Source organism: Rhizobium sp. MHM7A (assembly GCF_005862215.1).
Taxonomy (GTDB): domain Bacteria; phylum Pseudomonadota; class Alphaproteobacteria; order Rhizobiales; family Rhizobiaceae; genus Rhizobium; species Rhizobium bangladeshense.
Genome location: NZ_VCHT01000019.1, coordinates 1 through 24,659, shown reverse-complemented (window position 1 = coordinate 24,659; position 24,659 = coordinate 1). Strand labels below are relative to the sequence as shown.

The window sequence follows — 24,659 nt, the reverse complement described above, 5'->3', positions numbered from 1 at the left end:
CCGGTCATGCCGACGGTTATTCTGGGGAATGCCGCCGGTTCGTTCATTGAAAAGTCAACAAGAGGGAATGATCATGAGAAATTGGACAAAGGGCTTATTTGCAGCCGGTATCATGGCAGCCGCCATGTTCCAGTCTGCATCCGCAGAGACCATCAAGGTCGGCAGCAAGAATTTCACCGAGCAGTTCATTCTCGCTGAAATGTATTCAGCCGTTCTGGAAAATGCTGGCTTCACCGTCGAGCGCAAGATCAACCTCGGCGGCACGCTGATTGCGCACCAGGCATTGGTGGCCGGCGAGATCGATCTCTATCCGGAATATACCGGCACGGCGCTTGCGTCCGTCGTCAAGGGCGAGATGTCGACCGATGCCGACAAGGTCTACACCCAGGTCAAGGACTTCTACGCCAAGCAGTTCAACCTCACATGGCTGAAGCCGAGCGGCATCAACAACGGCTATGTCATCGTTGTCCGGCAGGAAACCGCGCAGGCCAACAATCTGAAGAGCCTGTCGGATCTCGCCAAGGTTTCCAAGACCCTGGTCTTCGGCGGCGGTGCCGAGTTTCCGGATCGCGCCGATGGCCTGCCCGGCCTGAAGCGCGTCTACGACGCCGAATTCAAGGAGTTCAAGCAGTTCGCGAAGCTTGGTCTTCGTTACGACGCGCTGGAACAAAAGGACATCGATGTTGCCAATGGTGCAGCGACCGATTGGCAGATCGGTTCGAAGAATCTCGTGCCGCTGGCAGACGACAAGGGTCTGTTTCCGCCCTACTACGTAGCCCCCGTTGTCCGCCAGGACGTGCTGAAGGCCAACCCGAAGGTTGCCGAACTGTTGGAAGCGGTCGGCTCCCATCTCGACAACGAAAAGATGCGGGTCCTCAATGCCAAGGTCGAGACCGATCACGAGGAAGCCAAGGACGTGGCGGTCGGTTTCCTCAAGGAAAACGGCCTCTTGCCGAAATAACCGTCATGCTTCCGCGGCCGGATATCAATCCGGCCGCCCTCTGGCGCGGCGATCCTTTTGAGGGTTCTGTTCGAAAATCCGTCCGGTCAGCAGGCGGGCAGGAATGTGGAGAAGCGACAAATGCAGGAAATCTGGATCGATTATCTCAACGCCCTCGATGCCAGGGCGCTGGCGCTGACGAATGACGAGATTCTCGATGCGGTGGCGAAGGCGCTGGATGCGCAGGGCAGGGGTGAAACCGTCATCGAGCCGAGGGTTCATCTTGTGCCGGAGAGCTCCGACAAAGGCCATTTCAATGTGCTTCGTGGCTATGTCAAAGCGCTGAATTATGCTGGCGTCAAAGTCGTCGGCGATTTCGTCGACAACTACAAGGTGGACCTGCCTTCGGAGCTTGCGGTCCTCAACCTGTTCGACCCGAATACGGGCGTGCCGAAGGCCATCATCGACGCGACCGCCATCACCGACATGCGCACCGGCGCCGTCACAGCTCTTGGCGCAAAATATCTCGCTCGCAAGGACAGCAAGGTGCTCGGCCATGTCGGAGCGCGCGGAACCTCTTACTGGAATGTCCGGCTTCTCGACCATCTCTTCGACTTCGAGGAAATCCGCGTGCATTCGCGCCGCCCGGAAAGCCGCAATGCCTTCGCCAAGCGTCTTGAGGCGGATCTCGGCAAGAAGATCGTCGTCACCGACAATTGGGAGGATTGCCTCAAGGAGGCCGACATCATGGTCGAGGCCAGCCGTCTGCCGGAACCGGCGCCGCTGTTCAAGACCGAATGGGTGAAGAAGGGAGCCTTCGTCGTGCCCTATGGCACGATGAGCGCGCTCGAATTCGATCTCACCGACATCATGGACAAGGTCGTCGTCGACGATTGGGGACAATGCGGCCCCGGCAAGCCTTTTGGAGCGCTTCGCCGTCACGTCGATGAGGGCAAGGTGACAGCCGAGACCCTGCATGCCGAAATCGGCCAGATCATCTGCGGCGGAAAGCCCGGCCGTGAAAGCGATGAGGAGACGATCCTGTTCTGGCACCGCGGCCTCAGCACCACCGATGTGGCGCTCGGCGCCACCATGGTCGACAAGGCAAGAGAGATGAACATCGGCCAACGGCTGCGGTTCGCATAATTGCCATGGTGATGTTCAAGCCAATCGCCTGTTCGAGAATGTATAATCTCAGTCCGCGCATTCGCGGCCTGTGGGACGCGCTGTTTGCGCAGGTCAGTCTGCAGTCCGGCATTGAACTCGAGATCATCGCTCACGCAGCACCGGCACCGCTGTCGGAGCTATGGGCGAGGCCGGACATGGGAGCGGTCTTCATGTGCGGCTATCCGTTTTCGCACATGCCCGAGGCTGCGCGACCGACGGCGCTTGCCGCACCCGTCTCGAGCGAGGCATGGTCTTTGGACCAGCCGCTCTATGCCAGCCACATTCTCGTCGCCTCCACCGGGCCGGTGAACGCTGTGGAGGATCTCGCAGCGGTACGCTGGGGCTGGACTGTGCGCGATTCTCAATCGGGCTACCACGCGGCGCGTTCCTTTCTTGCCGACCGGTTTGCCGGGAAAATGAAGCAGAGCATGACGGTCGGACCGCTGCTCAACCCGTCAGGCATCGTCGCCGCCCTCAAGGACGGCAGGATCGATGCCGGCGCGATCGACGCTTGCGCCTTCCAATTGCTGCGGATGCACGAACCCGATGCGATCGATGGTCTCCGTATTCTGGCGACGACCGATCCGCTTCCTGCGCCGCTGATGGTTGCCGCGCAGACATTGCCGTCGGACATCGCCGCAGCGTTGCAGCAAAGCCTCGTGACATTGCATGAAACGCCTGAGGGAGCGGCGGTTTTGGCGCGGCTCGGCCTCAGGCGATTCTCAACGGTCGTTCCCTCGGCTTACGATATTCTGCCGCAGAGAGCCGACGACGCCGATCGCAGATTGGGGATCTCATGGTAGACAGGAGGTCTCGACGATGAAATGGGTCCCTAAACATCTCGACCGGCTATTCGAAGCGCTGTTGGAGCACCTCTATCTCGTTTTTTCCTCGGTCGGCATTGCCCTGGTGATCTCGCTGATCGTCGGGATATGGGCGGCGAGGCGACCGCGGAGCTTTGCCGCGATCGTCATATTCACCGGTATCCTGTTCGCGGTGCCGAGCCTGGCGCTGTTTGCGCTTCTCATTCCCATCATGGGCATCGGTGCCGCACCCGCCATAACCGGTCTTGCCGCCTACTCGCTGATGATCCTGATCCGCAATATCGGCATGGGATTTCAAGCTATTCCGCGTGACATATTGGAAGCTGCCGATGGCATGGGCTACGGCACCGCACGGCGGATCTGGGAAGTCGAACTGCCGCTGGCAATGCCCTATATTGTCGGCGGGCTTCGCATCGCCATGGTGACGGTCATCGGCATTGCGACCGTTGCCGCCTATATCAATGCCGGCGGACTCGGCGTCATCATTTTCGAAGGCATCGACCAGCGCTTTCCTGAAAAGATCATCGCAGGCGGGCTGCTGACGTCATTTCTGGCGCTCTTTGCCGACTATTGTTTTGCCTCCTTCGAAAAGCTGCTGCGTCGGCGCAGCGGAGGGAAGGTAGCATGATCGTCATCGATGCATTCAGCTGGATCTTCAACAATTCCGGTACCTTCTTCAACGCTTTCAATCGCCATCTTCTGATGTGCGTCCTATCGCTCGGCATCGCCTTCGTCATCGCGGTACCGCTCGGATTTGTCGTCGCACGGTCTCCGCGCGCCTCCTTTGTGGTGGTCAATATCGCCGGCGCCCTGCGCTCCATCCCAAGCCTTGCGATCCTGTCGGCGACGATGCCTTTTCTCGGCATCGGATTGCTGCCGTCGGTGATCGCCCTCATCGTCCTGGCCGTGCCGCCGCTATTGTTGAACACGATCATCGGCATCCGCGAGATCGACGCCTCGGTGATCGATGCGGCGGATGGAATGGGCATGAGCGCCGGACAGATGCTGTGGGAGATCGAACTTCCCCTGGCTGTTCCGGCGATTCTGTCGGGCGTCAGGACGAGCGCCATCCAGGTCATCGGTGGGGCGGCGCTGGCCTCCTTCATCGGCGGCGGCGGGCTTGGCGATTTCATCAATGCCGGCATTGCGATCATGAACATGCCGCGCCTTCTCGTCGGAGCGGTGCCGATAGCCCTGCTCGCAATCTTTGCGGAATTGGCCTTCGGCGCCCTGGAGCGCCTCTTCACTCAACGGCGCTGAGCGGCCGAAAGCGGATATCAGGATGATTCATCTCGATCATGTTACCAAGAAATACGACGGAAGCGGCCCGTATGCGGTCGACAATCTCGATTTGTTGATCGAGACCGGCACGACAGTTGCCCTGATTGGTCCTTCCGGCTGCGGCAAGACCACGACCATGCGGATGATCAATCAGTTGGAGACGCCGACAACGGGACGCGTGCTGGTCGACGGAAGAGATATAGCCCGGGTCGATCAGAAGGAGCTCCGCCGCAGCATCGGCTATGTCATCCAGCAGGTCGGTCTGTTTCCGCATATGTCGATCGCACGCAATGTCGCGACCGTCCCGCGGCTTCTCGGTTGGGAAAAGGCGCGCAGCGATCGCCGCGTCGACGAGCTCCTGGATCTCGTCGGTCTTGATCCGGCCATCATGCGGCAGCGCCTGCCGCACGAATTGTCGGGCGGGCAGCGTCAGCGCGTCGGTTTTGCGCGTGCGCTCGCAGCAGACCCCGCAATCATGCTGATGGACGAACCGTTCGGCGCGATCGACCCGATCACCCGCGTTAGGCTTCAGGACGAATTCCGCGATATTCTGAGGAAGGTGAAGAAGACCGTCGTCATCGTCACGCATGACCTCGACGAGGCCATCAAGATGGGCGATCGCATCGCGATCATGCGGGATGGCCGCCTTCTTCAATATGATAGCCCGCAGGAAATTCTTGCGCGTCCCGTCAACGAATTCGTCGAGAACTTCCTCGGCCCCGACCGAGCCATAAAGAGGCTGAGCTTGATTGCCGTATCGACGATCATGACCGCGCCGGAACCGTTCAACGGCGAGGCCGAGATCGCCGCTGACGCCACGGTTCACGATGCCTTGGCGCTTATCCTCTCCGGCGAGATGCCGGGCCTTCATGTCAGGTCAGCCGATGGGACGCTTGCGGGATATCTGTCGCGAGCCACCTTGTTGCGCGCCAATCGGCTATAGTACAATTCCGGCAAAAGTCCGCAGCGGTTTTGCTCGACGTGAACAAGGCCACCTGCCCTTGCCGAAGGGCTAATACGCCAATCTACCCACGCGTGCCGAATGGATTTGCCGATCGCCTGTCTCATGCTGTCGACGGGTTTGACACGATGGGATCGTGTAAGGCAGGCTGGATCGACGTCAACTCCGCTCGTTCGTTCTCTGCGCCGTCTGAAGCTTTCCCGGCGCACTGCTGTCACGTGAGGGACCTGCGCCATTGTCTTTTCTAGGCATCTTTCGGCAGCACTGAGCGAACCCTCGCGACAAAGGCATGGAAGTCCCGCATGAACGTGCGCAGGAAATCGGCAGTGCTGTCGTTCGTGACCTCGCCGTCATCGGTGATCAGCCCCGGAGTGAATTGTATGTAGGCCTCCGGAGCATTCATCTGGGGAGAGTTGCAGAAACTGAGGACGCTGCGCAAATTCTGCTGGGCGACGGCTGTGCCTATCGCGCCCGGCGACGTGCCGATGACCGCCGACGGCTTGCGTGTGAACGAGTTGGTGCCGTAGGGGCGGCTCGCCCAGTCGATCGCGTTTTTCAGCCCGCCGGGTATGGACCGATTGTATTCGGGAGTGACGAACAGCACAGCGTCGACGGCCGCGATTGCGGCCTTGAATGCCTTGCCGGCCGGAGGGTAGTCGGCGTCGTAGTCGTAACTGTAGAGCGGCAGGTCCTTGAAGGATATCTCGGACATTTCAAGTTCCGGCGGGGCGAGCCGCACCAACGCCTTGGCGAGCTTGCGGTTGATCGAGTCCCTGGCGAGGCTGCCGATAAGATAGCCTACTTTATGCGTGGTCATGGCTTTCTCCAGTATCCCGCATGATAAAGGACGTATCATACGCAGAATTATCGGACGGGTCTCGTGTCCTTTGAGCGCAAACAACTATTCGCCGACGAACGTGACCGTCTCGGCGAGCGGGGCGCGGCCCGTACGGGCATAACCTACCGAAGGGTCCTCATAGCCGATCGACATACCGCAGAAGAGGATCAGCCCGTCCGGGGGTGACAGGACCTCCGCGACCGTCTCGCGAACCTGCGACCACGCCATCTGCGGGCAACTGTGCAGCCCTTCGGCCCGGAGCAGCAGCATGACGGTCTGCAGATACATGCCGACGTCGGCCCATTGGGGCAGGCCCAGGTCACGGTCAATGTAGCAGAACAGGGCGGCGGGCGCGCCGAAACAGTTCCAGTTGGCGATCGCTGCGCGCTGGCGCGCCTCCCAGTCCTCGCGCGCAATGCCGAGCGCGCTGTAGCGCTCCGTGCCGAAGGCTGACCGGCGCTCCCCGTAAGGGGATTTCAGCGCCGCCGGGTACATCTCATACTGCCGCTTGTCCCAGGCGTCGCCATGGGCCACGCGCTCGACGGCTGATGTCTTGAGTTCGGCCAGCGGCGCGCCGGTCATCACGTAAGTATTCCAAGGCTGGATGTTCGATCCTGACGGTGACCATGCCGCGGCAGCCAGCACGCGCTCAAGTACCTCCATCGCCACAGGCTGGTCTTTGAATCCGCGCACCGAGCGTCGGCTTGTGACTGCCTCATATACGTCCATGATCGCCTCCATGCCGCCGGGGCCGTTCGTTCCGTTCCTGATGTGGTTCATTATCTCCATTCGCAATGGAGGCGTAATCACACCGTGGTCTAGGCGGCGTACATCAAACGTACATCAGCGATCGACGCGTCCGAGGGGGCATATCAGCAGAATTGGAGACCAATCATGAGCCGGGCGATCAGCGTTCCGCCGTTTGCGTTAGGTGCCCACGGCTCGGGCACGTTCTGCCGCCCTACGACGATGTGATCCGAAGATGTCCGCGAGCGTATCGAGCATTGCCGTGACCGCGTCAGATTGAAGTGAATAGTAGATTGTCTGCCCAGCCCTTCGTGTCTGCACGAGTTCCTGGTCTCGAAGAATTGCCAGATGCTGAGAAGTCGAAGATTGGCTCAGCCCCACTTCGTCAGCCAGGACGGTCACGGACATTTCTCCTTCGGCCAACAGATGCAGAATGTGAAGCCGTTTGGAATTCCCCATGGCCGAAAGGAAGTTTGCTTCGTTGTCGAAAGCATCGGTTTTAGGGGAAGGCGCGACTGACGACTGATTGTTCAAGGCGAGATCTCCTTTGGGGAACCAAAGCCGGGTACGATGTCATATCCCCGAACTTTAATTTAGAGATAACGCAAGCGTGCGGGGCCGAAAGCCATTGCTGGCGCCGCATCGTCTTTTTTGGCGTGAATCGGATACGCCGTGCATCAAATGGACAGCCGGCGTCTTTCGTTCCTTGAAATGATTGAAGCTAACGCGCCCCCGCCTGGCGCATCTGCGCCGGCAGTGTTTCCCAGGCCCGGATCAGTTCGCCGATCGAGGCGGCCTCCATCTTGTGCATGACATTGCTGCGATGCAGCTTGACCGTCACTTCGCTGATGCCGAGATCGAAGGCGATCTGCTTGTTGAGCCGCCCGCGTGCCACCTCATGCAGAACCTCGCGCTCGCGCTGCGTCAGCGTCTCCAGCCGTTCGATATTGCGATTGGCGATCGCCGCTTCCGCCCGACGTTCGCCGTCGATGGCGATGGCTGCCGTCACGGCATCAAGCAGCGTCTGGTCCCGCGCCGGCTTGGTGAGGAAATCCACGGCGCCGGCTTTCATCGCCTGGACGGTCATGGGGATGTCGCCATGGCCGGTCAGGAAGATGATCGGTTTGGCAATGCCGTTTTCAGTCAGATGGCTCTGCAAGTGGAGGCCGCTTACCCCCGGCATGCGCACATCGAGGATCAAGCAGCCGGGTCTGTCCAATATATCCGCGTCCAGCAATTCGCGGGTCGAGGCAAAGCTGACGGGCTGGAAACCTGCCGACAGGATCAGCTCGGACAGCGCCTCGCGAATGGATGCGTCGTCGTCCACGATCATGACGAGCGGCTGATCCTCTTCACCTCCGCGCTGCACTGATAAAGGCGCCGATCTACGAACGAACGGCTGGTCAACTCTCATGTCACCCTCCATCTCTCGATTTCTGTAAGGCATTGGCGATGGCCGCGATCAGGGCCTGGGCATCGAATGGTTTGCGGAAGAATCCTCCGGCGCCTTGAGCACGGCCCTGATCCGCGATCTCGTGGCGGCCCGTGATCAGGAAAACCGGCAGCTCCGGACGTGATTTCCTGACGAGATCGCGAAGTTCGAAGCCGTCTATGCCGGGCATTCCGATGTCGGTGATAAGCAGATCAAGGTCCGACAGCCCGTTGACGAGCAGCGAGCCCGCCGACGAGAAGCTGCGGGAGACATAGCCCGCCGATTCCAGAAGGTCGCTCATTGATTCAAGGAGTCTTGGATCGTCATCGACAATTGCCACGACATGTTTTTTCTTGTTCATGTTCAATTCCCTCCCACCCGGCGCGAGTGGGTTATCGGTATTTCCAGTTTCTCCGCGATGCGCACGAGATCGGCGAGCGATGCCGCCGCCATCTTTTGCATCACGTTTCTTCTGTGGATCTGCAGCGTGACTTCGCTGATCCCCAGTTCTGCCGCCGCCTGCTTGTTGAGGAGGCCGCTGACGACGAGCGGCAACACCTCGCGTTCGCGCGGTGTCAAGTCGAGATAGTGTTGCCTCAGTATGCCGAGTTCGGCGCGCCCGGCTCTCTTTTCGCGATCCTGGGCGATTGCCGTCTGAATTGCCGCCATGAGATCCTCGTCGCTGAACGGCTTGGTGAGAAAATCCACCGCGCCCCGCTTGATGGCGCGCACGGAGGAGGGGATGTCACCATGGCCGGTGATGAAGACGATCGGCGGATGATCGCCATCAGCGATCTGTCTCTGCAGGTCGAGGCCGTTGATATCTGGCAGCTCGACATCGAGGATAAGGCAGGCGGGAACATCCGGCTTGTCGGCTTTCACATAGTCGCAGGCCGACTCGAAGGCGATGGCGCGAATGCCGTGCGAATCCAGCAGCTCGCCGAGAGCCTCCCGGATGCGTTCATCGTCATCCACGATGAAGACGATATGGTCACCGGTCGTCATGACGCTGCCTTCGTTTCGACGGGCAATGTAAAGATCAACGTCGCTCCGCGCGGTTGGTTCTTCTCCGTCCACAATCGTCCACCATGCAGCTCGACGATTGAGCGGCAGATCGCCAGCCCCATGCCCATGCCGTTTTCTTTTGTGCTGAAGAAAGGCTCGAACATTTTTTCAGGGAACTCGATGCCTCGCCCCAGATCGCGGACCTCTGTCTGGACGGCATTGCCGACTTGGTGCGAGCGTATCTCGACCACCCTGTCGCTTGTCGTGGCGTCCAAGGCCTCGATGCCGTTGCGGATGAGATTGATCAGAACCTGCTGGATCTGGATGCGGTCGATCGCCACGAACGGCAAGCTGTCGTCAACGTCGACGTCAATGCGGACGCGCCGCCGCCAGGCTTCGTCGGCCATCAGGCTGCGCACTTCATCGATGATGCCGGAGAGGGTGGTTTGAGCCCTCCTGTCCGCGGATTGTTTGAACAGGGCGCGAATACGGCTGACGACTTCGGCCGCCGAATTCGCGTCCCGGATGATGCGCTCGACCGTTCTCTGCGCCCGCTCCATGTTCGGCGGATCGGCCATCAGCCAGCGCTGGCAGGCATGGGAATTCGCCACCACGGCCGCAAGAGGCTGGTTCACCTCGTGCGCGATGGAGGCGGAAAGCTCCGCGAGGCTTGCTGCCTGGCTCGCCCGGGAAAGTCCTTCCTGTGTACGGCGTAGCTCTTCCTGCGCCTGAACCTCGCCGTCAATATCGAGATATATGACGTTCCACTGCACGATCGCGCCCTCGCCGTCGCGCATCGGCGCTGCCCGCGTTTCCACCCAGCGATAGTCGCCGTCGAACCGCCGCAGGCGGTGCCTGCGCGCATAGGATTCGCCGGTGGCGAGCGAATGGGCATATTTCTCCTTGACGTCGGCAAGGTCGTCCGGATGAACGCCGGCGTCGAGCGTCCCGGCCAATCGTGACTTGCCGGTCCCATCAAGGTCCTCGAGTTCGTATCCGAGAAAATCGCGAAGCTGCGGATTGCGATAGACAGGCTCTCCATCCGGAGCCGCGCAATCGATCATGACCGGCAAGGTTTCGACGATCTGCCAGAGCGAACGTTCTCTTTCTCGCAGCGCCTCCTCGACGCGCAGTTGGTCGTCGATATCATGAGAGAGGCCGTACCACTGGACGATCCGCCCGTTTTCGTCACGTAGCGGCTCGGCGCTGCCTTTCACCCAGCGGTAGACGCCATCGGCGCGCCGCAGGCGATATTGCTGCGAGAAGCGTTCGCCGGTGACGAGGGAATGGTTGAGCGCTTTAGCGAGGCTCTGCGCATCGTCCGGATGGACGGCGACTTCGATGAGAGCCGCCAGCCGGCTCATGCCGGGTTTCTCCATTTCAGCGACGTCGACACCGAGAAAGTCGATCAGGCGTTTGTTGAAAAAGGTCGGAGCGCCTTCCGGATTGAGCCGCCAGAGCAGGCTCGGAACCATGTCAACCAGCTGGGAGAGTTCCCGCTCCCGGTTGCGCAGTGCTTCCTGCGCGCGCATTTCATCGTCGATATCGACCGATATCACATACCATTGCACGATCTCGCCGTTTTGATCCCGCAGCGGCTCGGCACGCCCGTCGACCCAGCGATAGGCTCCGTCGAACCGGCGCATACGGTATTTTATCGAGAAGGGATCGCCGCTGGCGAGGGAATGGTGGACGGTATCAAGCAGCCTCGGTGCATCGTCGGGATGGACGAGAGTGTGAATGACCGACGAGAGACGGCTCATGCCCGGCCTGTCCATCTCGCCGACGTCGACACCGAAAAAGTCGATCAGGCGCTTGTTGAAGAAGACGGGTTCGCCTTTCGGCGTCAGGCGTCTGATCTGGACCGGGACCATGTCCACGAGCTGTGAGAGTTCGCGCTCGCGATCACGTAATGTCTCCAGCGCCCGCACCTCGTCATCGATGTCGAGGGAAACGCCGTACCATTGTACGACCTTTCCGTCGTCGTCGCGCCGCGGCTCCACCCTGCATTCGGCCCAGCGATACACGCCATCCTTTTCAAGCCAGCGAAACCGCATCGCAGTGCCGCTGCCGCTTTCGAAGCATTTGTGCAGCGTACGCTGCACGTCGGGCACCTCATCGGGATGGATGAGCTGCTGCAGCAGTTGGTCGATACGCGCCTCGCCAACGGCGTCGAAATCGGCGATCACGGCGCGGAAGTGATCCTGATAGCGTTTGTTGAAGTAGATTGACCCGCCCGTCGGCTCCACGCTCCAGATGCGGACAGGAACGGCGTCGATCATCTGCTGCAGCTGCTGTTCGTTTCGGCGCAAGGCCTCTTCGGCATGGACCTGATCGTCGATATCGTGGCAAAGTCCGTACCATTGGACGATGATCCCGGCTTGATCCCGCAACGGCTCGGCGCGGCTCGACATCCATCGATAGGCGCCGTCGGCACGGCGCAGCCGATAGCGCATCGCGAAGGTCTCGCCGGTGACGAGGCAATGGCCGAGCGCTGTCCTGAATTCGGCTGCGTCATCGGGATGAACGATGGCCTGGAGGACAGCTTCCAGCCGGCTCATCTCCGGTTGGTCGGAATCCGCCACGTCGAGGCCGAGGAAATCGACCATGCGCTTGTTGAAGAAGGTCGGCTCGCCCTCGGGTGTCAACCGCCAGACATGGCTCGGCACCATATCAACAAGTTGCGAGAGCTCTCGCTCCCGTTCGCGCAATGCTTCCACGCTTTGCTGCAACGAAAGCGTCGCCAGTTGATGCTGACGGGATATGGCGGCGACGATGAGTGCCGAAAGCGCAGAGATGGCCAGAAAAAGCTGCAGCATGATCTGCTTGTGTTTCTGGGATTCCGGATCGCCGGCGAACTGACCGGCGCCCGCTATCGTGAAGACCGCAGTAACTAGGGCCAGCAGCACGAGTGAGACCGCCGCGCCTTTGAACTGGAAGCGGACTGCGGCCCACAGAAGCGGCGGCATGATGATATAGGCGAAAGGAAGGTAGCCGCTGAGCGAAAGAGCGGCGACGGCGAGGAAGATAAGGCCGAGGACGCAAGCTTCCATCCATTGCGTAGTCGAGAGCTGCGGTCTGCCCTGCCAGTTGTGAAGCACGACCAGCGCCAGGGGCGCCACGATGAGGACGCCGGTAGCATCGCCGATCCACCATAGAGGCCATGCCGTCACGAAGGATTGCGACAGGATGCTGAACCAAGCGAGCGTTGCGCTTCCAATGGTCGCGCTGACCATCGGAGCAATCCCGGCCCCCAGTGCGACGAAAGAGAGCACTTCCTGGAGGCTTTCCAGCCGCACGGGCCGTTTCAGGACGCGGTTCACCAGCCAGGCTCCAACCACCGCTTCCAGAGCGTTGCCGACATAGATCAGGAAGGCGGCGAGCGGTGGACTGTGAAACCACAGGACGTTGCTGAACATCTCCGCCAGGCAGCCGGAAAGAACCCACCACGGCCAGCCGTATCCGGAACTGAGAATAAGCGTGGCGATGAAGAGCCCGCTCGCCGGCCAGATGGAAATCCCGGTTCCGGGTACGATCGCCAGAGATTGAGCGAAGCCGCAGGCGATGACATAGGCGAGGAAGAAAAGTGCGAGACGCAGGAATGGGGGGCGATGCGCCCAGGCACGCTCCATCCATCGCTCCGGCCTGACAGGCAAGACCGGTGCATCGTCAGCATGTCCTGCGGCAGTTGCTTTCCATTTCGGGGCCGGCGCGCTCATATTCGAACCGTAATCCTGCCGCACCACAACCGCAACTCATGGAAACCCATGCATTGCGCGGGAATGTAGCCGGATTCTTCGGCAGCCCGCGGGGTCGTCTGTCTTTCCGATTAGGCATCCTGGACTTTGGATTGGCTCCGCTATCCCCTGCGTCTCAGATGTCCGACCCTCAAGCACGATGGAAGGGGCCGGTCGTTCTGGTCATTCTACGTGCGCGCTGGCATGCAGACGAGATGCAACGGAGATGTCGACATGAAAATCATGGTGGCGGGAGCAAGCGGCCTTGTCGGATCGCAATTGGTGGCGGATCTGCGGCGCTCGGGCCACGACGTCACGGCCGCATCTCTGTCGCTCGGCGTCGATACGGTTAACGGCAGGGGCCTCGAAGCAGCAATGGCAGGTGCAGATGTCGTCATCGATGTGACCAATGCCGCCTCGTTCGGCGACAATTCAGCGCTCGACTTCTTCAAGGCCTCGACCAAGAACCTGCTTGCAGCCGCGGCCCATGCTTGCGTCCGGCATTATCTCGCCCTCTCCGTCGTTGGCACGCCGCGCCTCGTCGAAAGCGACTATTTCCGCGCGAAGGCGGTGCAGGAAAATCTCATCCGGGCCTCAAGCCGGCCCTACACGATCCTGCGCTCGACCCAGTTCTACGAATTCATAAATGGGGTGATCGACATCGGTGCCGAAGGCAACGTCGTTCGTTTGCCTCCGGCTTTGATGAGGCCGGTTGCAGCTCGCGACGCGGCCGCATTCCTGACTGAACTGGCAGGTGGAAATCCCCTAGGCGAGATCATCGAGATCGGCGGCCCCGACCAGCTCGGCATCGACGAAATCGCCCGGATCTATCTCGCCGCGAACCAAGACCAGCGGCAGGTGATAACCGATCCCTCCGTTTCGTATTTCGGCGTCGAATTGACCGGAGACGTGTTGCTTCCGGGTGCCGGAGCGCGCTTGGCGAGCCAGAAGCTCTCCGATTGGCTCTACCAGTCGATAGCGGCTTAGCTGCCACTGAGTTTTGCCGAATGCAGTAATACTTTCTTTCAGGAAGGTATTACCGAGGCGTCCGCTATGACCACGACCGTTACTGCGAAAGGGCAGGTGACGATTCCGAAGCCGGTACGGGACATGCTCGGCATCGTCCCTGGCAGCAAGGTCGATTTTCATCGTGCTGCCGACGGCGTGTGGTTCTGACGCGCGCCGACAAGAAACGACCGGCGAGCCGTTTCGAGAAGCTGCGCGGTCATGCCGGCAAGGGCCTCGATACGGACGCCATCATGGCTTTGGCGCGCGGAGAAACGGGACACTCGTCGATACCAATGTGCTCCTGGACCTCGTGACCGACCACCCGGAATCGGCGGACTGGTCTATAGCCCAGCTCGAGACGGCAAGTATCGAGGGCCCCCTTCTAATCAACGATGTAATTTAAGCCGAACTTTCGGTTCGATACGAAAGGATCGAGGCGCTGGAGGCTTCTGTGGAAGAGGCTGGCCTCCAGATGGTCGCGATGCCCAAACCCGCTTTGTTTCTTGCGGGCAAGGTCTTCACGCAGTATCGCAAGGCAGGCGGCATCCGCACCGGCGTGCTTCCTGATTTCTTCATCGGTGCTCACGCTGCCGTGCAACAGCTAACACTCATGACACGAGACCTCAACCGCTATCGCAGCTATTTCCCCTCGTTAAAGCTGATAGCGCCTGCCTTCTAGTCGTAACGCAGCGGGTGATATGTGAGCGCCAGAGCCTCATTCATGGGACCTCCGGCTGAAAAGCTCTTGTATGGCTCCAAACCCTTCGGCGGTTTATGCGATGGGGGGAAAGCGCATGGGTAGCAGGTATCGACGACATCCGGTGAGCGGCCTGCTGCAGCGGACGTTATAGGCTCTCCGGCTATCGCCTCGACCCAGCTGACGCAAACCGCAAGACGAAGAGCCTGAGCATTTTCCAACCCGAGAGGGGTTCCGACGGGCTTCTGGTGATCAACGGCAACAACTACCTGAAAGACGACGGACAATAGTCGGATCGAGCAGTTCCGTCCGGCTGGTGGCATCGCAAAAATTCGATAAATTTCATGTGCATAACAATGCCGCAGGCCTTGCCCGGCAGTGCCATGGGCGGCGGCGAATCACTTGCCCAAGCATCCGCAAATCCGCCGGTTTCCTGGCCCTGCTTTGCCCGCCGCGACATGCGTTTTAGTTAAGCATTTGTAATTCGGTCACGAATCGCGGCATATAGTAACTGCGCAACTGAAGCGCTTTCGTTCAAAATTGCGCAGTTACTTGGGAAAACGATCATGCAGCCGAGTCTTGCTCTCCAAGACGATCAAGAGCATCTCCCGTCGCTTCTGGCAACAGATGCGAAGGAGTTGTCCTATCAACTCCAGCAGCATCAGGCAAAAATCTTTCCCCCGCTTTCCCAGAAGACGATCAGGACCTTCTCGCCTGCGGAAGCCGCAGCTTTCATCGGCATCGGCGAAGGCTATCTCAGGCAGGTGGCGGCAGACGGCCATGGCCCGGATCCGCTGGCAAATGGACGCCGACTCTATAGTGCAACCGACATGGACCGGATCCGCCGCGTCCTCGACGAGCGTAATGGCACGCCGAAATATGTGCCGGCCCGCAGGCCGGGCGAGAAGCTGCAGATCGTCTCCGTGATGAATTTCAAGGGCGGCTCGGGCAAGACCACGACCGCGGCCCATCTCGCGCAATTCATGGCGCTCCGGGGCTATCGTGTGCTCGCCGTCGACCTCGACCCCCAGGCGTCCTTGTCCGCGCTGTTCGGCCACCAGCCGGAGTTCGACGTCGGTGAAGGCGAAACGATCTATGGCGCGATCCGCTATGACGATCCGCGCCCCATAGCCGACATCGTGCGCGCCACCTACACGCCGAACCTGCATCTCATTCCCGGAAATCTCGAGCTGATGGAATTCGAGCACGAGACTCCGAAGGCGATGGCTTCGGGCACGGCGGAGACGATGTTCTTCGCCCGTATCGGCGAGGTCTTGACCGACATCGAAAGCCTCTATGACGTAGTGGTCATCGACTGCCCGCCGCAGCTTGGCTTCCTTACGATGTCGGCGCTCTGCGCGGCGACTTCGGTCCTAATCACGGTTCATCCGCAGATGCTAGATGTCATGTCGATGTCGCAGTTCCTGACCATGACAAGCGAATTGATGACGGTTGTGGAGAAGGCCGGGGGGCGCACCAGCTACGACTGGATGCGCTATCTTGTAACGCGGTTCGAACCGAACGACGGCCCGCAAAGTCAGATGACCGGCTTCATGCGGGCGATCTTCGGCAATCGCATGCTGCACAACGCGATGGTGAAGTCGACGGCGGTCGCCGACGCCGGCGTGACCAAGCAGACACTCTACGAAGTCGAGCGGTCGCAGTTCACACGTGGAACCTATGATCGGGCGCTTGAGTCGCTGAACCTCGTCAATGGTGAGATCGAAGCGCATATTCGCTCCACCTGGGGAAGGAGATAAGATGGCGCGCAAGAACCTCATCGAAGTTTCCGCACCGAGCCCGGCACGGGTGGAAGCGGTCGCGCCGCGCGACACTCGTCCGATTGCCGGCTTCGTGCCGCAGGAGCGCAGCGGCGGACCGGTTGGCGGCATCACCAAGACGCTCGGCAACATCACTGAAAAGATGGAACGCGCCAGCGAACTGGAACGGCAGCTTGCTGCTGGCCAGATGATCGTCGAGCTCGATCCCGGACTGATCGACGCTTCCTTCGTCAGCGATCGCCTGGCGATCGACGCGGCTGAACTCGCCGAGCTGGTCGAGCAGATCCGCGAGCATGGGCAGCAAGTCCCGATCCTCGTGCGTCCGCATCCGGAAGCCAAAGGCCGCTATCAGGTCGCCTATGGCCATCGCCGCCTGGCGGCGACGAGAGAGATCGGCGTCAAGGTGCGCGCGGTCGTCCGCGATCTGACTGACGGCCAGCTTGTCGTCAGCCAGGGGCAGGAAAACAGCGCCCGGACCAATCTCTCCTATATCGAGCGCGCGCTCTTTGCGTCGCGGCTCGGGGAACGCGGCTTCGGCCGCGACGTCATCATGGCGGCGCTAAGCGTCGACAAGGCGGCGCTGTCGAGGATGCTGATCGTCATACGGCAGGTTCCCTTGACGCTCATCAACGCCATCGGCGCGGCACCTGAGATCGGCAGGCGGCGATGGCTGGAATTTGGCGAGCAGCTGGAAAATGCGGATGTCGACAAGATCATTGCGGAGTTGTCCGCGGACGACACGCGCAAAATTTCGAGCGATGAGCGGTTTCACCGGGCGTTTGTCCTGGCAACGAAGAAGGCCGCGGCACAGAAGCCGACAATCGTCAAATCCGAGGTCGACGGCGTGCCGGTGACAGTCAAGAAAACGGCCTCTGGTGCCACCTTCGTCTTCGACAGCAAGAGCGCACCCGGCTTCGATCAATTCGTCCAGGAACGGCTGCAGGGGCTGTTTCAGGAGTTCAACAAGCACAGAGGAGCGTAGCGCGCAAAAGAAAAAGGCCCCCAACGACGCCGTCGTGGAAGCCCTTCTCAGATCTTAAGCACATCGAGAATCGCATTTCCACGAATCACAGTCAAGCGTCTTAGGCACCAAATTGGTGGATGGTTTTCTTTTGCCTGAACGAAGGTGAAGGCAATGGAGAGTGGATATGTGACGACGCCCTTTGGGCGGCGGCCGATGACGCTCGGCATGCTGGCGAACCAGCAACGGGCCGAGACAATCGAGCCGGGGATGAAACGCAGCAAGTGGAAATTGTTCAGGGCAATTTGCGAGGCGCGGCCGGCACTCGGCGTAACCGATCGAGCGCTGACGGTGCTCGATGCGCTTCTGACCTTCTACCCCAATGACGAAATTTCCGAGGAAAACGGCCTCATTGTCTTTCCCTCGAACGCGCAGCTTTCGCTTCGCGCCCGGGGAATGACGCCGGCGACGCTGAGGCGGCATCTTGCCGTGCTGGTCGAGGCCGGCCTGATCCTGCGCAAGGACAGCCCGAACGGAAAGCGCTATGCGCGCCGCGACAGGGAAGGAGCGATTGGCGAAGCCTTCGGCTTCAGCGTCTCTCCACTGCTCGCACGTGCGGTTGAAATCGAAAGCCTGGCAGCCCAAGCCGTCGCCGACCGAGAGCTACTGAGGGCGACCAGGGAGCGCCTGACGATCTGCCGGCGGGATATCTCCAAGCTGATTTCGGCAGCCATCGACGAAGCGGTTCCCGGCGACTGGGAGCAGATGACGATGATGTTTCGCGCACTTGTCGCCAGGATTCCGCGAGTGGCAAGCGTCGAGGAACTGACGGCACTGCTCGATGAGATGGGGCTGTTGCGCGACGAAGCTGTCAACCTGCTGGAAAGACATATTAAAACAGAAAAAATCGACGGCAATGAGTCTCAAGTTGAGCGTCACAAACAGAATTCAAATCCCGACTCCATATCTGAACTTGAACCAAGCTTCGAAACGAAGCAGGGCGAGAAGGCAGTGCTCGACAAAGACCCGAATGCCGGGCCGCTTGGCGAGGCAAGACGTGAGCAGGCGAGGACGTCTACAGGAATGGGCAGCAAGGCTGCGGGCAGGACCGCTTCGCCGGCCGGCAATAGCCTGAAATCCTTCCCGCTCGGCCTCGTCCTCCAGGCTTGCCCTGGAATCGTAGACTATGGGCCGGGCGGAACGATCGGCAGCTGGCGAGACCTGATGTCGGCCGCCGTCATTGTGCGCTCGATGCTCGGCATCAGTCCTTCGGCCTACGAGGAAGCTTGTGTGGGCATGGGACCGGAGAACGCTGCGACAGTCATCGCCTGCATTCTGGAAAGGGGAGGGCATATCAATTCGCCCGGTGGTTATCTCCGCGATTTGACTCGCAGGACCGAAAAGGGCGAGTTCGCGATCGGCCCGATGCTGATGGCGCTTGTGCGGGCCAATGGTGGGCCAAGACGCTATGCCGGCTGATGGGTCGACGGCAGTGGTGTGGCTGCAGCAGCCGGAAATTTTGTTCCAACTGGCGGCTTGGCGAATGGCTTCGGCTCAGGAAGTGGTCGCTACGACAGGCGTCAATGGCTACTTGGTCAGCGCGGCGCTGTGGTGCTTTCCCGCAGGATCAGCTCGACCGGCCACAATTCGTGGATCTCGTCTGCGGCCCGCCCAGCGATAAGCTGGAGCGTTAGCTCAGCGCAGCGCGTTCCCGCCGCACGCATGGAGGATCGCGTGGTCGAGAGCGACGGCACCATATTTTCGGCCGTCAGATAAGGGAAGACGTCGTCGTGGGCGATAACGGAAACGTCCTGTCCCACCGTCATCCCAAGCGAACGAACGGCGCGGTAGACACCAAGCGCTGTCATGGTGGAACCGGCAACGATGGCGGTTGGTGCATTCGTACTCTCGAGAAAAGAGCGGGCATGGCGAAAGCCGCTCTCGTCGGAGAATTTATCGCAGACCATCAGGTTGGGATCGGCGGTGAGCCCACGCTCCTGATGGGCTATGCGAAATCCCTGCTCGCGATGGATCGAATAGGTCTTGCCCCGCAGGCCATTGATCATGGCAACGCGGCGGTGCCCGAGATCGAGCAGGTGTTCGGTGGCTCGGCGCACGGCACCTTCATTGTCGATGTCGAGCCAGGCATGAACGTGCTCGGTCTCGGAGCGGCCGTGGACCAGGAAAGGCACGCCGAGGCTGTTCAGCATCTCGATCCGTGGGTCCCTGGGGCGTGGCGAATGAATGATCACTGCATCCACCCGGCGGCTTTCGACCAGGCGTCGATAGGCCTGGATCTCGTCGTCATCATTGTGTGCGGTAATAGGTGTGATGAGAATATCCGTATCGGCCGTTTCCAGGCGCTGCGCCATCCCAGACACGAATTCAGCGAAATGAATTTCTCCCGAACGTCCCATCATAACGCCTATCGCTCCGGCTCGTCCGGTCTTTAGGCGCACGGCATTGATATCGGGACGATAGCCGAGCCGCATTGCTTCGCTAGCAACCCGTGCGCGCGTGGCTTCGCTCACCTCCGGATAGCCGCTGAGTGCACGGCTGACCGTTGTCGGAGAAAGCCCTAGCTGCTTTGCAAATTCACGAAGTTTCATCGGTGTCTTCTTTGTCCGGGAAATCAATGGACGATGCGTTGGCGATACGCAACGGGCAAGTGCCAATTCGATGCAAATTGAAAACGTTTTAAATTTTTTACTTTTAAATTTGAGCTACAGAGCTGAAAATCACGCCTTAAGCGTGGTGCCAGGATCATTTCCCGTCAATCACCTGCAACTCTAAAGAGCTGATTTGGTGTCTTGACGCCGCAAATGGCTTCTGTAATGGTCCGTTTGCCAAATCGATTTCAATTTCTGGGAGGAGATTATGAATAAGTTTGCTCTGGCTATATCCGCGCTCGGCGTCGCTATCGCCGCCGGCCAGGTCCATGCCGCTGAAATTTCGTTTGCCGCCAATACCACGGGGAAAAACGTCGAATTCCTGAACAAGCAGCTCGCAATTTTTGAGAAGAACACCGGCAATCAGGTCAAGCTCGTCACCATGCCATCGTCAAGCAGCGAGCAGTTCTCCCAATATCGCTTGTGGCTTGCGGCCGGAAACAAGGACATCGACGTCTATCAGACCGACGTCATCTGGGCGCCACAGCTCGCCGACCAGTTCATCGATCTCAAGGAGTCCACCAAGGACGTGGTCGACCAGTTTTTCCCGTCCATCATAGCCTCGCAGACTGTCGGTGGCCGCCTCGTGGCGCTGCCGTTGTTTACCGATGCGCCGGCGCTGTTTTACCGAAAGGACCTGCTTGAGAAATATGGCAAGCAGCCGCCGAAGACCTGGGACGAGATGGCCGCAACCGCCAAGGAGATCCAGGATAAGGAACGGCAGACCGGACAGAAGGATGTCTGGGGCTACGTCTTCCAGGGCAATTCCTACGAAGGGCTTACCTGCAACGCGCTGGAATGGGTGAAGTCGTCGGGCGGCGGCCAGATCGTCGAGCCCGACGGAATGATCTCGATCAACAACGAGAAGGCAGCGGCAGCGCTTGAACGCGCCAAGGGATGGATCGGCACGATCTCGCCGCCCGGCGTGCTCGCCTATCAGGAAGAAGAATCGCGTGGTGTCTGGCAGACCGGCAACGCTGTCTTCATGCGCAACTGGCCCTATGCCTATTCCCTCGGCAATGGCGCCGACAGCGCCGTGAAGGGCAGGTTCGACGTGATGACGCTGCCGGTTGCGGCCGCCGGCGACAAGCCGTCCTCGACACTCGGCGGCTGGAACCTGGCGGTTTCGAAATATTCCGAAAAGCAGGAAGCAGCGATCGCCCTCGTAAAATTCCTGACGTCGAAGGACGTTCAAAAGGCCCGTGCCATTGAGCTGTCCAATCTGCCGACACTGACCGACCTTTATGACGACAAGGATGTTGCCGCCGCACAACCCTTCATGCCCAACTGGAAGCCCATCTTCCAGGACGCGGTGCCGCGTCCTTCGGCGACAGCCAAGGTAAAGTACAACGAAGTATCCTCGAAGTTCTGGACGGCAGTGCATAACACACTGTCCGGCAGCGGCTCAGCCGCCGAAAACCTCGAGCTTCTCGAAGCCGACCTGACGACCCTCAAGGGTGACGCCTGGTGAGTATCGGGACCGGCGGCCCTTCAGGTCGTCGGTCCAGTCTCCGCGCGGCTGAACAGGGGATAGGCTTTTCATGACTGAAATCGTAGTTCCACAAGCAGTTGAACCCAGGGTTTCCAACCTCAGAGCCTCTACGGAACTGCGATCTGAGCGCATCCGATCGGCCTGGGTGTTCCTCGCGCCGACACTGTTGATCCTGGCAATCGTCGCCGGCTGGCCGCTCTTCAGAACGATTTATTTCAGCTTTACCAATGCGTCACTCAACGACCTTGGCAATGCGCAATTCGTCGGCTTCGCCAATTATCTGTCGTGGGTGACACTGAAGAGCGGAAAGACCGTCTATCGCGGGCTGCTCGCCGACCCTGTCTGGTGGAATGCCGTCTGGAACACGGCTAAATTCACTCTCCTTTCGGTCGCGATCGAAACCATGCTCGGCTTGATCGTCGCGCTGGTGCTGAACGCGCAGTTCGTCGGGCGGGGAATCGTTCGGGCCGCAATCCTTATCCCTTGGGCGATCCCGACCATCGTATCGGCCAAGATGTGGGCCTGGATGCTCAACGACCAGTTCGGCATTCTCAACGATGTTCTGCTCGGCTTGGGCCTGATCAGCGAGAAGATCGCCTGGACCGCCAATCCGGAAACGGCGATGATCGCCGTGCTGATCGTTGACGTCTGGAAAACGACACCCTTCATGGCGCTTCTGATCCTTGCCGGGCTGCAGATGGTTCCAGGAGACATCTACGAAGCGGCCAAAATTGATGGCGTCAATCCGATCAAGGTCTTCTGGCGTCTGACGCTGCCGCTGATCCGGCCTGCCATCATGGTTGCCGTGATCTTCCGGATGCTGGATGCGATGCGCATCTTCGACCTGATCTATGTACTGACGCCCAACAATGCGCAGACGAAGACCATGTCGGTCATGGCGCGCGAGAACCTGTTCGACTTCGACAAGTTCGCCTATGGCGCTACCGCGTCGACGGTGCTTTTCCTCATCATCGCTTCCGTCACCATCCTTTATATCTGGCTCGGCCGCGTCAGGCTCGGCGGGGAGGAACGCTGATGCTGCTTTCGCTCACCAGGAATACGCTCTTCTACCTGCTCGTCACGATCATCGTCATCATTGCGGTATTTCCGTTCTATTACGCGATCCTCACGAGCCTGAAGACTGGGACGGCCCTTTTCAAAGTCGATTACTGGCCGACCTCGATCTCTTTCCGCAACTATGCTTCCGTGATGGGCCAGGGCGGCTTCGTCCGCAGTCTTGCGAATTCCGCGATGATCGCCTGCGTCGTGGTCTCAGCTTCGCTGTTGCTTTCGATTACCGCTTCGTTCGCTTTGGCCCGGGTGCACTTCCGCGGACGGGCGTTGTTGATGCTGACCATCCTCTCGGTCTCGATGTTTCCCCAGATTGCCGTGCTTGCGGGACTGTTCGAACTCATTCGCTGGATCGGCATCTTCAACACGCCCTTCGCGCTGATCTTTTCCTACATGATCTTCACGCTGCCGTTCACGGTCTGGGTGTTGACGACCTTCATGCGGGAGTTGCCGATCGAAATCGAGGAGGCGGCGATCGTCGATGGTGCATCGCCATGGGTAATTGTCACCCAGGTGTTCATGCCGTTGATGTGGCCGGCGCTGGTGACGACCGGACTGCTCGCCTTCATCACCGCCTGGAACGAGTTTCTTTTTGCGCTGACGTTCACATCCTCCGATACGCAGCGAACTGTGCCGGTCGCCATCGCCCTGCTTTCGGGCAACAGCGAATTCGAAATCCCCTGGGGCAACATCATGGCGGCTTCGGTGATCGTCACCGTGCCGGTTGTCGTGCTTGTTTTGATATTCCAGCGCCGGATCATCTCGGGGCTGACCGCCGGCGGCGTGAAGGGTTGAAGGAGTAGGACATGGCAGAAATCCGATTGGAAAATATCCGCAAGAGCTTCGGCGCCTTCGAGGTGATCAAGGGCGTAACGATGGACATCCGCCGAGGCGAGTTCATGGTGTTCGTCGGGCCTTCGGGATGCGGCAAGTCCACGCTGCTGCGGCTGATCTCCGGCCTCGAGGACATTAGCTCGGGAACCCTTTCCTTCGACAACGAGACCGTGAACCGGCACGCGCCCTCTAAGCGAGGGATCGCCATGGTGTTCCAGTCCTACGCGCTCTACCCGCATATGACGGTGTTCGACAACATGGCTTTCGGCATGAAACTTTCCGGGAGCAACAGAGACGAATGCCGCCAACGCGTCGAACAGGCCGCCGGCATGCTGCAGCTCTCATCCTACCTGGACCGCCTGCCGCGACAGCTTTCCGGCGGACAGCGTCAGCGCGTCGCCATCGGCCGGGCGATCGTACGCGATCCCAAGGTCTTTCTTTTCGACGAGCCGCTGTCCAATCTCGATGCGGCGCTTCGCGTCGCGACGCGGCTTGAGATCGCCAAGCTTCATCGCAGCATGCACGGCACGACGATGATCTATGTGACGCATGATCAGGTCGAGGCAATGACGCTGGCCGACCGGATCTGCGTGTTGAGGGACGGCGTCGTCGAACAGATCGGCACCCCGCTGGAGCTTTACGAAAGCCCGAATTCGGTCTTCGTCGCCGGCTTCATCGGTTCGCCAAAAATGAACTTTCTGTCTGGCGGGCTGGCACAGCCCTATGACAGCCATACGATCGGTGTACGTGCGGAGCATGTTTGCATCACAGCCGAGTCGCCGGTTTGGAGCGGCACGGTCATCCATTCGGAAATCCTCGGCTCCGATAGCTTCGTTTACTTGGATATCGGGGCCGATGAGCCGCTTGTCGTGCGGGAAGCCGGTGTCTCCCGTCATGAGCCGGGCCAGACACTTGGCCTGGCGCCACTTGCCGGCCACATCCACCGTTTCGACCGGTCCGGCCGGGCGCTCGAACGTGAATCCATGCGGGCTGCTTGATCTTCCAAGCATCGATGTCTTTCCCAGGCTCGATCCGCTTCTAATATAAGGAGAAAACGACATGACCATACGCACCGTTGTGTGGGGAGAGAATATTCACGAGAATACCAATGCGATCGTCCGGGGCATCTATCCCGAGGGCATGCATACGACGATCGCGAATGCGCTGAATAAGGATCCCGGCATCTCGGCGACGACGGCGACGCTGCAGGAGCC

General features: G+C 59.9%; 22 protein-coding genes and 3 pseudogenes. 17 read left to right on the top strand and 8 right to left on the bottom strand.

Annotated features, from left to right (window positions below):
* Positions 1 to 28: 28 nt before the first annotated feature.
* The 6 genes from FFR93_RS35495 to FFR93_RS35470 all read left to right on the top strand — a co-directional run bounded on the left by FFR93_RS35495 (position 29) and on the right by FFR93_RS35470 (position 5,155).
* Positions 29 to 961, top strand: a complete 933-nt coding sequence (locus FFR93_RS35495; protein ID WP_171049312.1) for a glycine betaine ABC transporter substrate-binding protein — start codon at positions 29 to 31, stop codon at positions 959 to 961.
* A gap of 120 nt (positions 962 to 1,081) precedes the next feature.
* Complete coding sequence (locus FFR93_RS35490) at positions 1,082 to 2,086, top strand: ornithine cyclodeaminase family protein (protein WP_138396612.1); 1,005 nt, start codon at positions 1,082 to 1,084, stop codon at positions 2,084 to 2,086.
* Between the two features lie 5 nt (positions 2,087 to 2,091).
* The gene (locus FFR93_RS35485; protein ID WP_138396611.1) at positions 2,092 to 2,910 is read left to right on the top strand and encodes a PhnD/SsuA/transferrin family substrate-binding protein; all 819 of its coding nucleotides are present in this window, start codon (positions 2,092 to 2,094) and stop codon (positions 2,908 to 2,910) included.
* 16 nt (positions 2,911 to 2,926) lie between these two features.
* Positions 2,927 to 3,559 carry an ABC transporter permease gene (locus FFR93_RS35480; RefSeq protein ID WP_064709551.1) on the top strand — a complete coding sequence of 211 codons (633 nt, stop codon included), beginning with the start codon at positions 2,927 to 2,929 and terminating at the stop codon, positions 3,557 to 3,559.
* Positions 3,556 to 4,191 (top strand): ABC transporter permease, encoded by a 636-nt coding sequence (locus tag FFR93_RS35475; protein ID WP_064713186.1) that lies wholly within the window; start codon positions 3,556 to 3,558, stop codon positions 4,189 to 4,191. Before FFR93_RS35480 ends, FFR93_RS35475 begins: the two co-directional genes overlap by 4 nt.
* Before the next feature lie 22 nt (positions 4,192 to 4,213).
* Complete coding sequence (locus FFR93_RS35470; RefSeq protein WP_138396610.1) at positions 4,214 to 5,155, top strand: ABC transporter ATP-binding protein; 942 nt, start codon at positions 4,214 to 4,216, stop codon at positions 5,153 to 5,155.
* Positions 5,156 to 5,417: 262 nt separating this feature from the next.
* On the opposite strand, the gene FFR93_RS35465 is transcribed toward FFR93_RS35470, so the two are convergent.
* From FFR93_RS35465 to FFR93_RS35435, 7 genes are all read right to left on the bottom strand, one after another.
* Complete coding sequence (locus tag FFR93_RS35465; protein ID WP_064685588.1) at positions 5,418 to 5,990, bottom strand: NADPH-dependent FMN reductase; 573 nt, start codon at positions 5,988 to 5,990, stop codon at positions 5,418 to 5,420.
* 84 nt (positions 5,991 to 6,074) lie between these two features.
* Entirely contained in the window at positions 6,075 to 6,740 is a 666-nt protein-coding gene (locus FFR93_RS35460) for a nitroreductase (protein WP_138396669.1), read from the bottom strand.
* A gap of 198 nt (positions 6,741 to 6,938) precedes the next feature.
* Positions 6,939 to 7,292, bottom strand: coding sequence for a metalloregulator ArsR/SmtB family transcription factor (locus FFR93_RS35455; protein ID WP_064713187.1), 354 nt, complete (start codon positions 7,290 to 7,292; stop codon positions 6,939 to 6,941).
* A gap of 187 nt (positions 7,293 to 7,479) precedes the next feature.
* Complete coding sequence (locus FFR93_RS35450) at positions 7,480 to 8,172, bottom strand: response regulator transcription factor (RefSeq protein ID WP_064713188.1); 693 nt, start codon at positions 8,170 to 8,172, stop codon at positions 7,480 to 7,482.
* Between the two features lies 1 nt (position 8,173).
* Positions 8,174 to 8,551, bottom strand: a complete 378-nt coding sequence (locus tag FFR93_RS35445; protein ID WP_064709546.1) for a response regulator — start codon at positions 8,549 to 8,551, stop codon at positions 8,174 to 8,176.
* Positions 8,552 to 8,553: 2 nt separating this feature from the next.
* Positions 8,554 to 9,195 (bottom strand): response regulator, encoded by a 642-nt coding sequence (locus FFR93_RS35440; protein WP_138396609.1) that lies wholly within the window; start codon positions 9,193 to 9,195, stop codon positions 8,554 to 8,556.
* Positions 9,192 to 12,827, bottom strand: a complete 3,636-nt coding sequence (locus FFR93_RS35435) for a PAS domain-containing protein (RefSeq protein WP_138396608.1) — start codon at positions 12,825 to 12,827, stop codon at positions 9,192 to 9,194. Before FFR93_RS35435 ends, FFR93_RS35440 begins: the two co-directional genes overlap by 4 nt.
* A 339-nt stretch (positions 12,828 to 13,166) precedes the next feature.
* Between FFR93_RS35435 and FFR93_RS35430 the strand changes: the two genes are divergently transcribed.
* The 6 genes and pseudogenes from FFR93_RS35430 (at position 13,167) to repC (ending at position 18,858) form a co-directional block, all read left to right on the top strand.
* Complete coding sequence (locus tag FFR93_RS35430) at positions 13,167 to 13,919, top strand: NAD(P)H-binding protein (protein ID WP_064713191.1); 753 nt, start codon at positions 13,167 to 13,169, stop codon at positions 13,917 to 13,919.
* A gap of 66 nt (positions 13,920 to 13,985) precedes the next feature.
* Positions 13,986 to 14,254, top strand: a pseudogene (locus FFR93_RS35425) (AbrB/MazE/SpoVT family DNA-binding domain-containing protein).
* A pseudogene (locus FFR93_RS35420) lies at positions 14,236 to 14,619 on the top strand (type II toxin-antitoxin system VapC family toxin). The pseudogenes FFR93_RS35425 and FFR93_RS35420 overlap by 19 nt, the downstream one beginning before the upstream one ends.
* Positions 14,620 to 15,203: 584 nt before the next feature.
* Positions 15,204 to 16,397: a plasmid partitioning protein RepA gene (gene repA, locus FFR93_RS35415; RefSeq protein ID WP_064709541.1), complete on the top strand. Its 1,194-nt coding sequence runs from the start codon at positions 15,204 to 15,206 to the stop codon at positions 16,395 to 16,397.
* A 1-nt stretch (position 16,398) separates the two neighbouring features.
* Positions 16,399 to 17,400: a plasmid partitioning protein RepB gene (gene repB / locus FFR93_RS35410; RefSeq protein ID WP_138396607.1), complete on the top strand. Its 1,002-nt coding sequence runs from the start codon at positions 16,399 to 16,401 to the stop codon at positions 17,398 to 17,400.
* A 153-nt stretch (positions 17,401 to 17,553) separates the two neighbouring features.
* The gene (repC, locus tag FFR93_RS35405; RefSeq protein WP_138396606.1) at positions 17,554 to 18,858 is read left to right on the top strand and encodes a plasmid replication protein RepC; all 1,305 of its coding nucleotides are present in this window, start codon (positions 17,554 to 17,556) and stop codon (positions 18,856 to 18,858) included.
* Positions 18,859 to 18,974: 116 nt separating this feature from the next.
* Here the strand turns inward: repC and FFR93_RS35400 are convergent, their stop codons facing one another.
* Positions 18,975 to 19,988, bottom strand: a complete 1,014-nt coding sequence (locus FFR93_RS35400; protein WP_064709538.1) for a substrate-binding domain-containing protein — start codon at positions 19,986 to 19,988, stop codon at positions 18,975 to 18,977.
* Between the two features lie 268 nt (positions 19,989 to 20,256).
* Between FFR93_RS35400 and FFR93_RS35395 the strand changes: the two genes are divergently transcribed.
* From FFR93_RS35395 to FFR93_RS35375, 5 genes and pseudogenes are all read left to right on the top strand, one after another.
* Complete coding sequence (locus tag FFR93_RS35395) at positions 20,257 to 21,519, top strand: ABC transporter substrate-binding protein (protein ID WP_138396605.1); 1,263 nt, start codon at positions 20,257 to 20,259, stop codon at positions 21,517 to 21,519.
* A gap of 70 nt (positions 21,520 to 21,589) precedes the next feature.
* The gene (locus tag FFR93_RS35390) at positions 21,590 to 22,576 is read left to right on the top strand and encodes a sugar ABC transporter permease (RefSeq protein WP_138396604.1); all 987 of its coding nucleotides are present in this window, start codon (positions 21,590 to 21,592) and stop codon (positions 22,574 to 22,576) included.
* A complete protein-coding gene (locus tag FFR93_RS35385; protein ID WP_138396603.1) occupies positions 22,576 to 23,406 on the top strand; it encodes a carbohydrate ABC transporter permease in 831 nt (276 codons plus the stop codon). The genes FFR93_RS35390 and FFR93_RS35385 overlap by 1 nt, the downstream gene beginning before the upstream one ends.
* Before the next feature lie 11 nt (positions 23,407 to 23,417).
* Entirely contained in the window at positions 23,418 to 24,443 is a 1,026-nt protein-coding gene (locus FFR93_RS35380) for an ABC transporter ATP-binding protein (RefSeq protein WP_138396602.1), read from the top strand.
* Between the two features lie 61 nt (positions 24,444 to 24,504).
* Positions 24,505 to 24,659 (top strand): annotated as a pseudogene (locus tag FFR93_RS35375) (trehalose utilization protein ThuA); the annotation flags it as partial.

Coding starts and splice junctions, on each gene's coding strand:
- FFR93_RS35470 (WP_138396610.1), top strand. CDS start 4,214: ATGATTCATCTCGATCATGTTACCAAGAAATACGACGGAAGCGGCCCG.
- FFR93_RS35380 (WP_138396602.1), top strand. CDS start 23,418: ATGGCAGAAATCCGATTGGAAAATATCCGCAAGAGCTTCGGCGCCTTC.
- FFR93_RS35435 (WP_138396608.1), bottom strand. CDS start 12,827: ATGGAGCGTGCCTGGGCGCATCGCCCCCCATTCCTGCGTCTCGCACTT.
- FFR93_RS35465 (WP_064685588.1), bottom strand. CDS start 5,990: ATGACCACGCATAAAGTAGGCTATCTTATCGGCAGCCTCGCCAGGGAC.
- FFR93_RS35440 (WP_138396609.1), bottom strand. CDS start 9,195: ATGACGACCGGTGACCATATCGTCTTCATCGTGGATGACGATGAACGC.
- FFR93_RS35490 (WP_138396612.1), top strand. CDS start 1,082: ATGCAGGAAATCTGGATCGATTATCTCAACGCCCTCGATGCCAGGGCG.
- FFR93_RS35495 (WP_171049312.1), top strand. CDS start 29: ATGCCGCCGGTTCGTTCATTGAAAAGTCAACAAGAGGGAATGATCATG.
- FFR93_RS35430 (WP_064713191.1), top strand. CDS start 13,167: ATGAAAATCATGGTGGCGGGAGCAAGCGGCCTTGTCGGATCGCAATTG.
- repB (WP_138396607.1), top strand. CDS start 16,399: ATGGCGCGCAAGAACCTCATCGAAGTTTCCGCACCGAGCCCGGCACGG.
- FFR93_RS35390 (WP_138396604.1), top strand. CDS start 21,590: ATGACTGAAATCGTAGTTCCACAAGCAGTTGAACCCAGGGTTTCCAAC.
- FFR93_RS35445 (WP_064709546.1), bottom strand. CDS start 8,551: ATGAACAAGAAAAAACATGTCGTGGCAATTGTCGATGACGATCCAAGA.
- repC (WP_138396606.1), top strand. CDS start 17,554: ATGGAGAGTGGATATGTGACGACGCCCTTTGGGCGGCGGCCGATGACG.
- FFR93_RS35400 (WP_064709538.1), bottom strand. CDS start 19,988: ATGAAACTTCGTGAATTTGCAAAGCAGCTAGGGCTTTCTCCGACAACG.
- FFR93_RS35485 (WP_138396611.1), top strand. CDS start 2,092: ATGGTGATGTTCAAGCCAATCGCCTGTTCGAGAATGTATAATCTCAGT.
- FFR93_RS35475 (WP_064713186.1), top strand. CDS start 3,556: ATGATCGTCATCGATGCATTCAGCTGGATCTTCAACAATTCCGGTACC.
- FFR93_RS35385 (WP_138396603.1), top strand. CDS start 22,576: ATGCTGCTTTCGCTCACCAGGAATACGCTCTTCTACCTGCTCGTCACG.
- repA (WP_064709541.1), top strand. CDS start 15,204: ATGCAGCCGAGTCTTGCTCTCCAAGACGATCAAGAGCATCTCCCGTCG.
- FFR93_RS35460 (WP_138396669.1), bottom strand. CDS start 6,740: ATGGACGTATATGAGGCAGTCACAAGCCGACGCTCGGTGCGCGGATTC.
- FFR93_RS35480 (WP_064709551.1), top strand. CDS start 2,927: ATGAAATGGGTCCCTAAACATCTCGACCGGCTATTCGAAGCGCTGTTG.
- FFR93_RS35395 (WP_138396605.1), top strand. CDS start 20,257: ATGAATAAGTTTGCTCTGGCTATATCCGCGCTCGGCGTCGCTATCGCC.
- FFR93_RS35450 (WP_064713188.1), bottom strand. CDS start 8,172: ATGAGAGTTGACCAGCCGTTCGTTCGTAGATCGGCGCCTTTATCAGTG.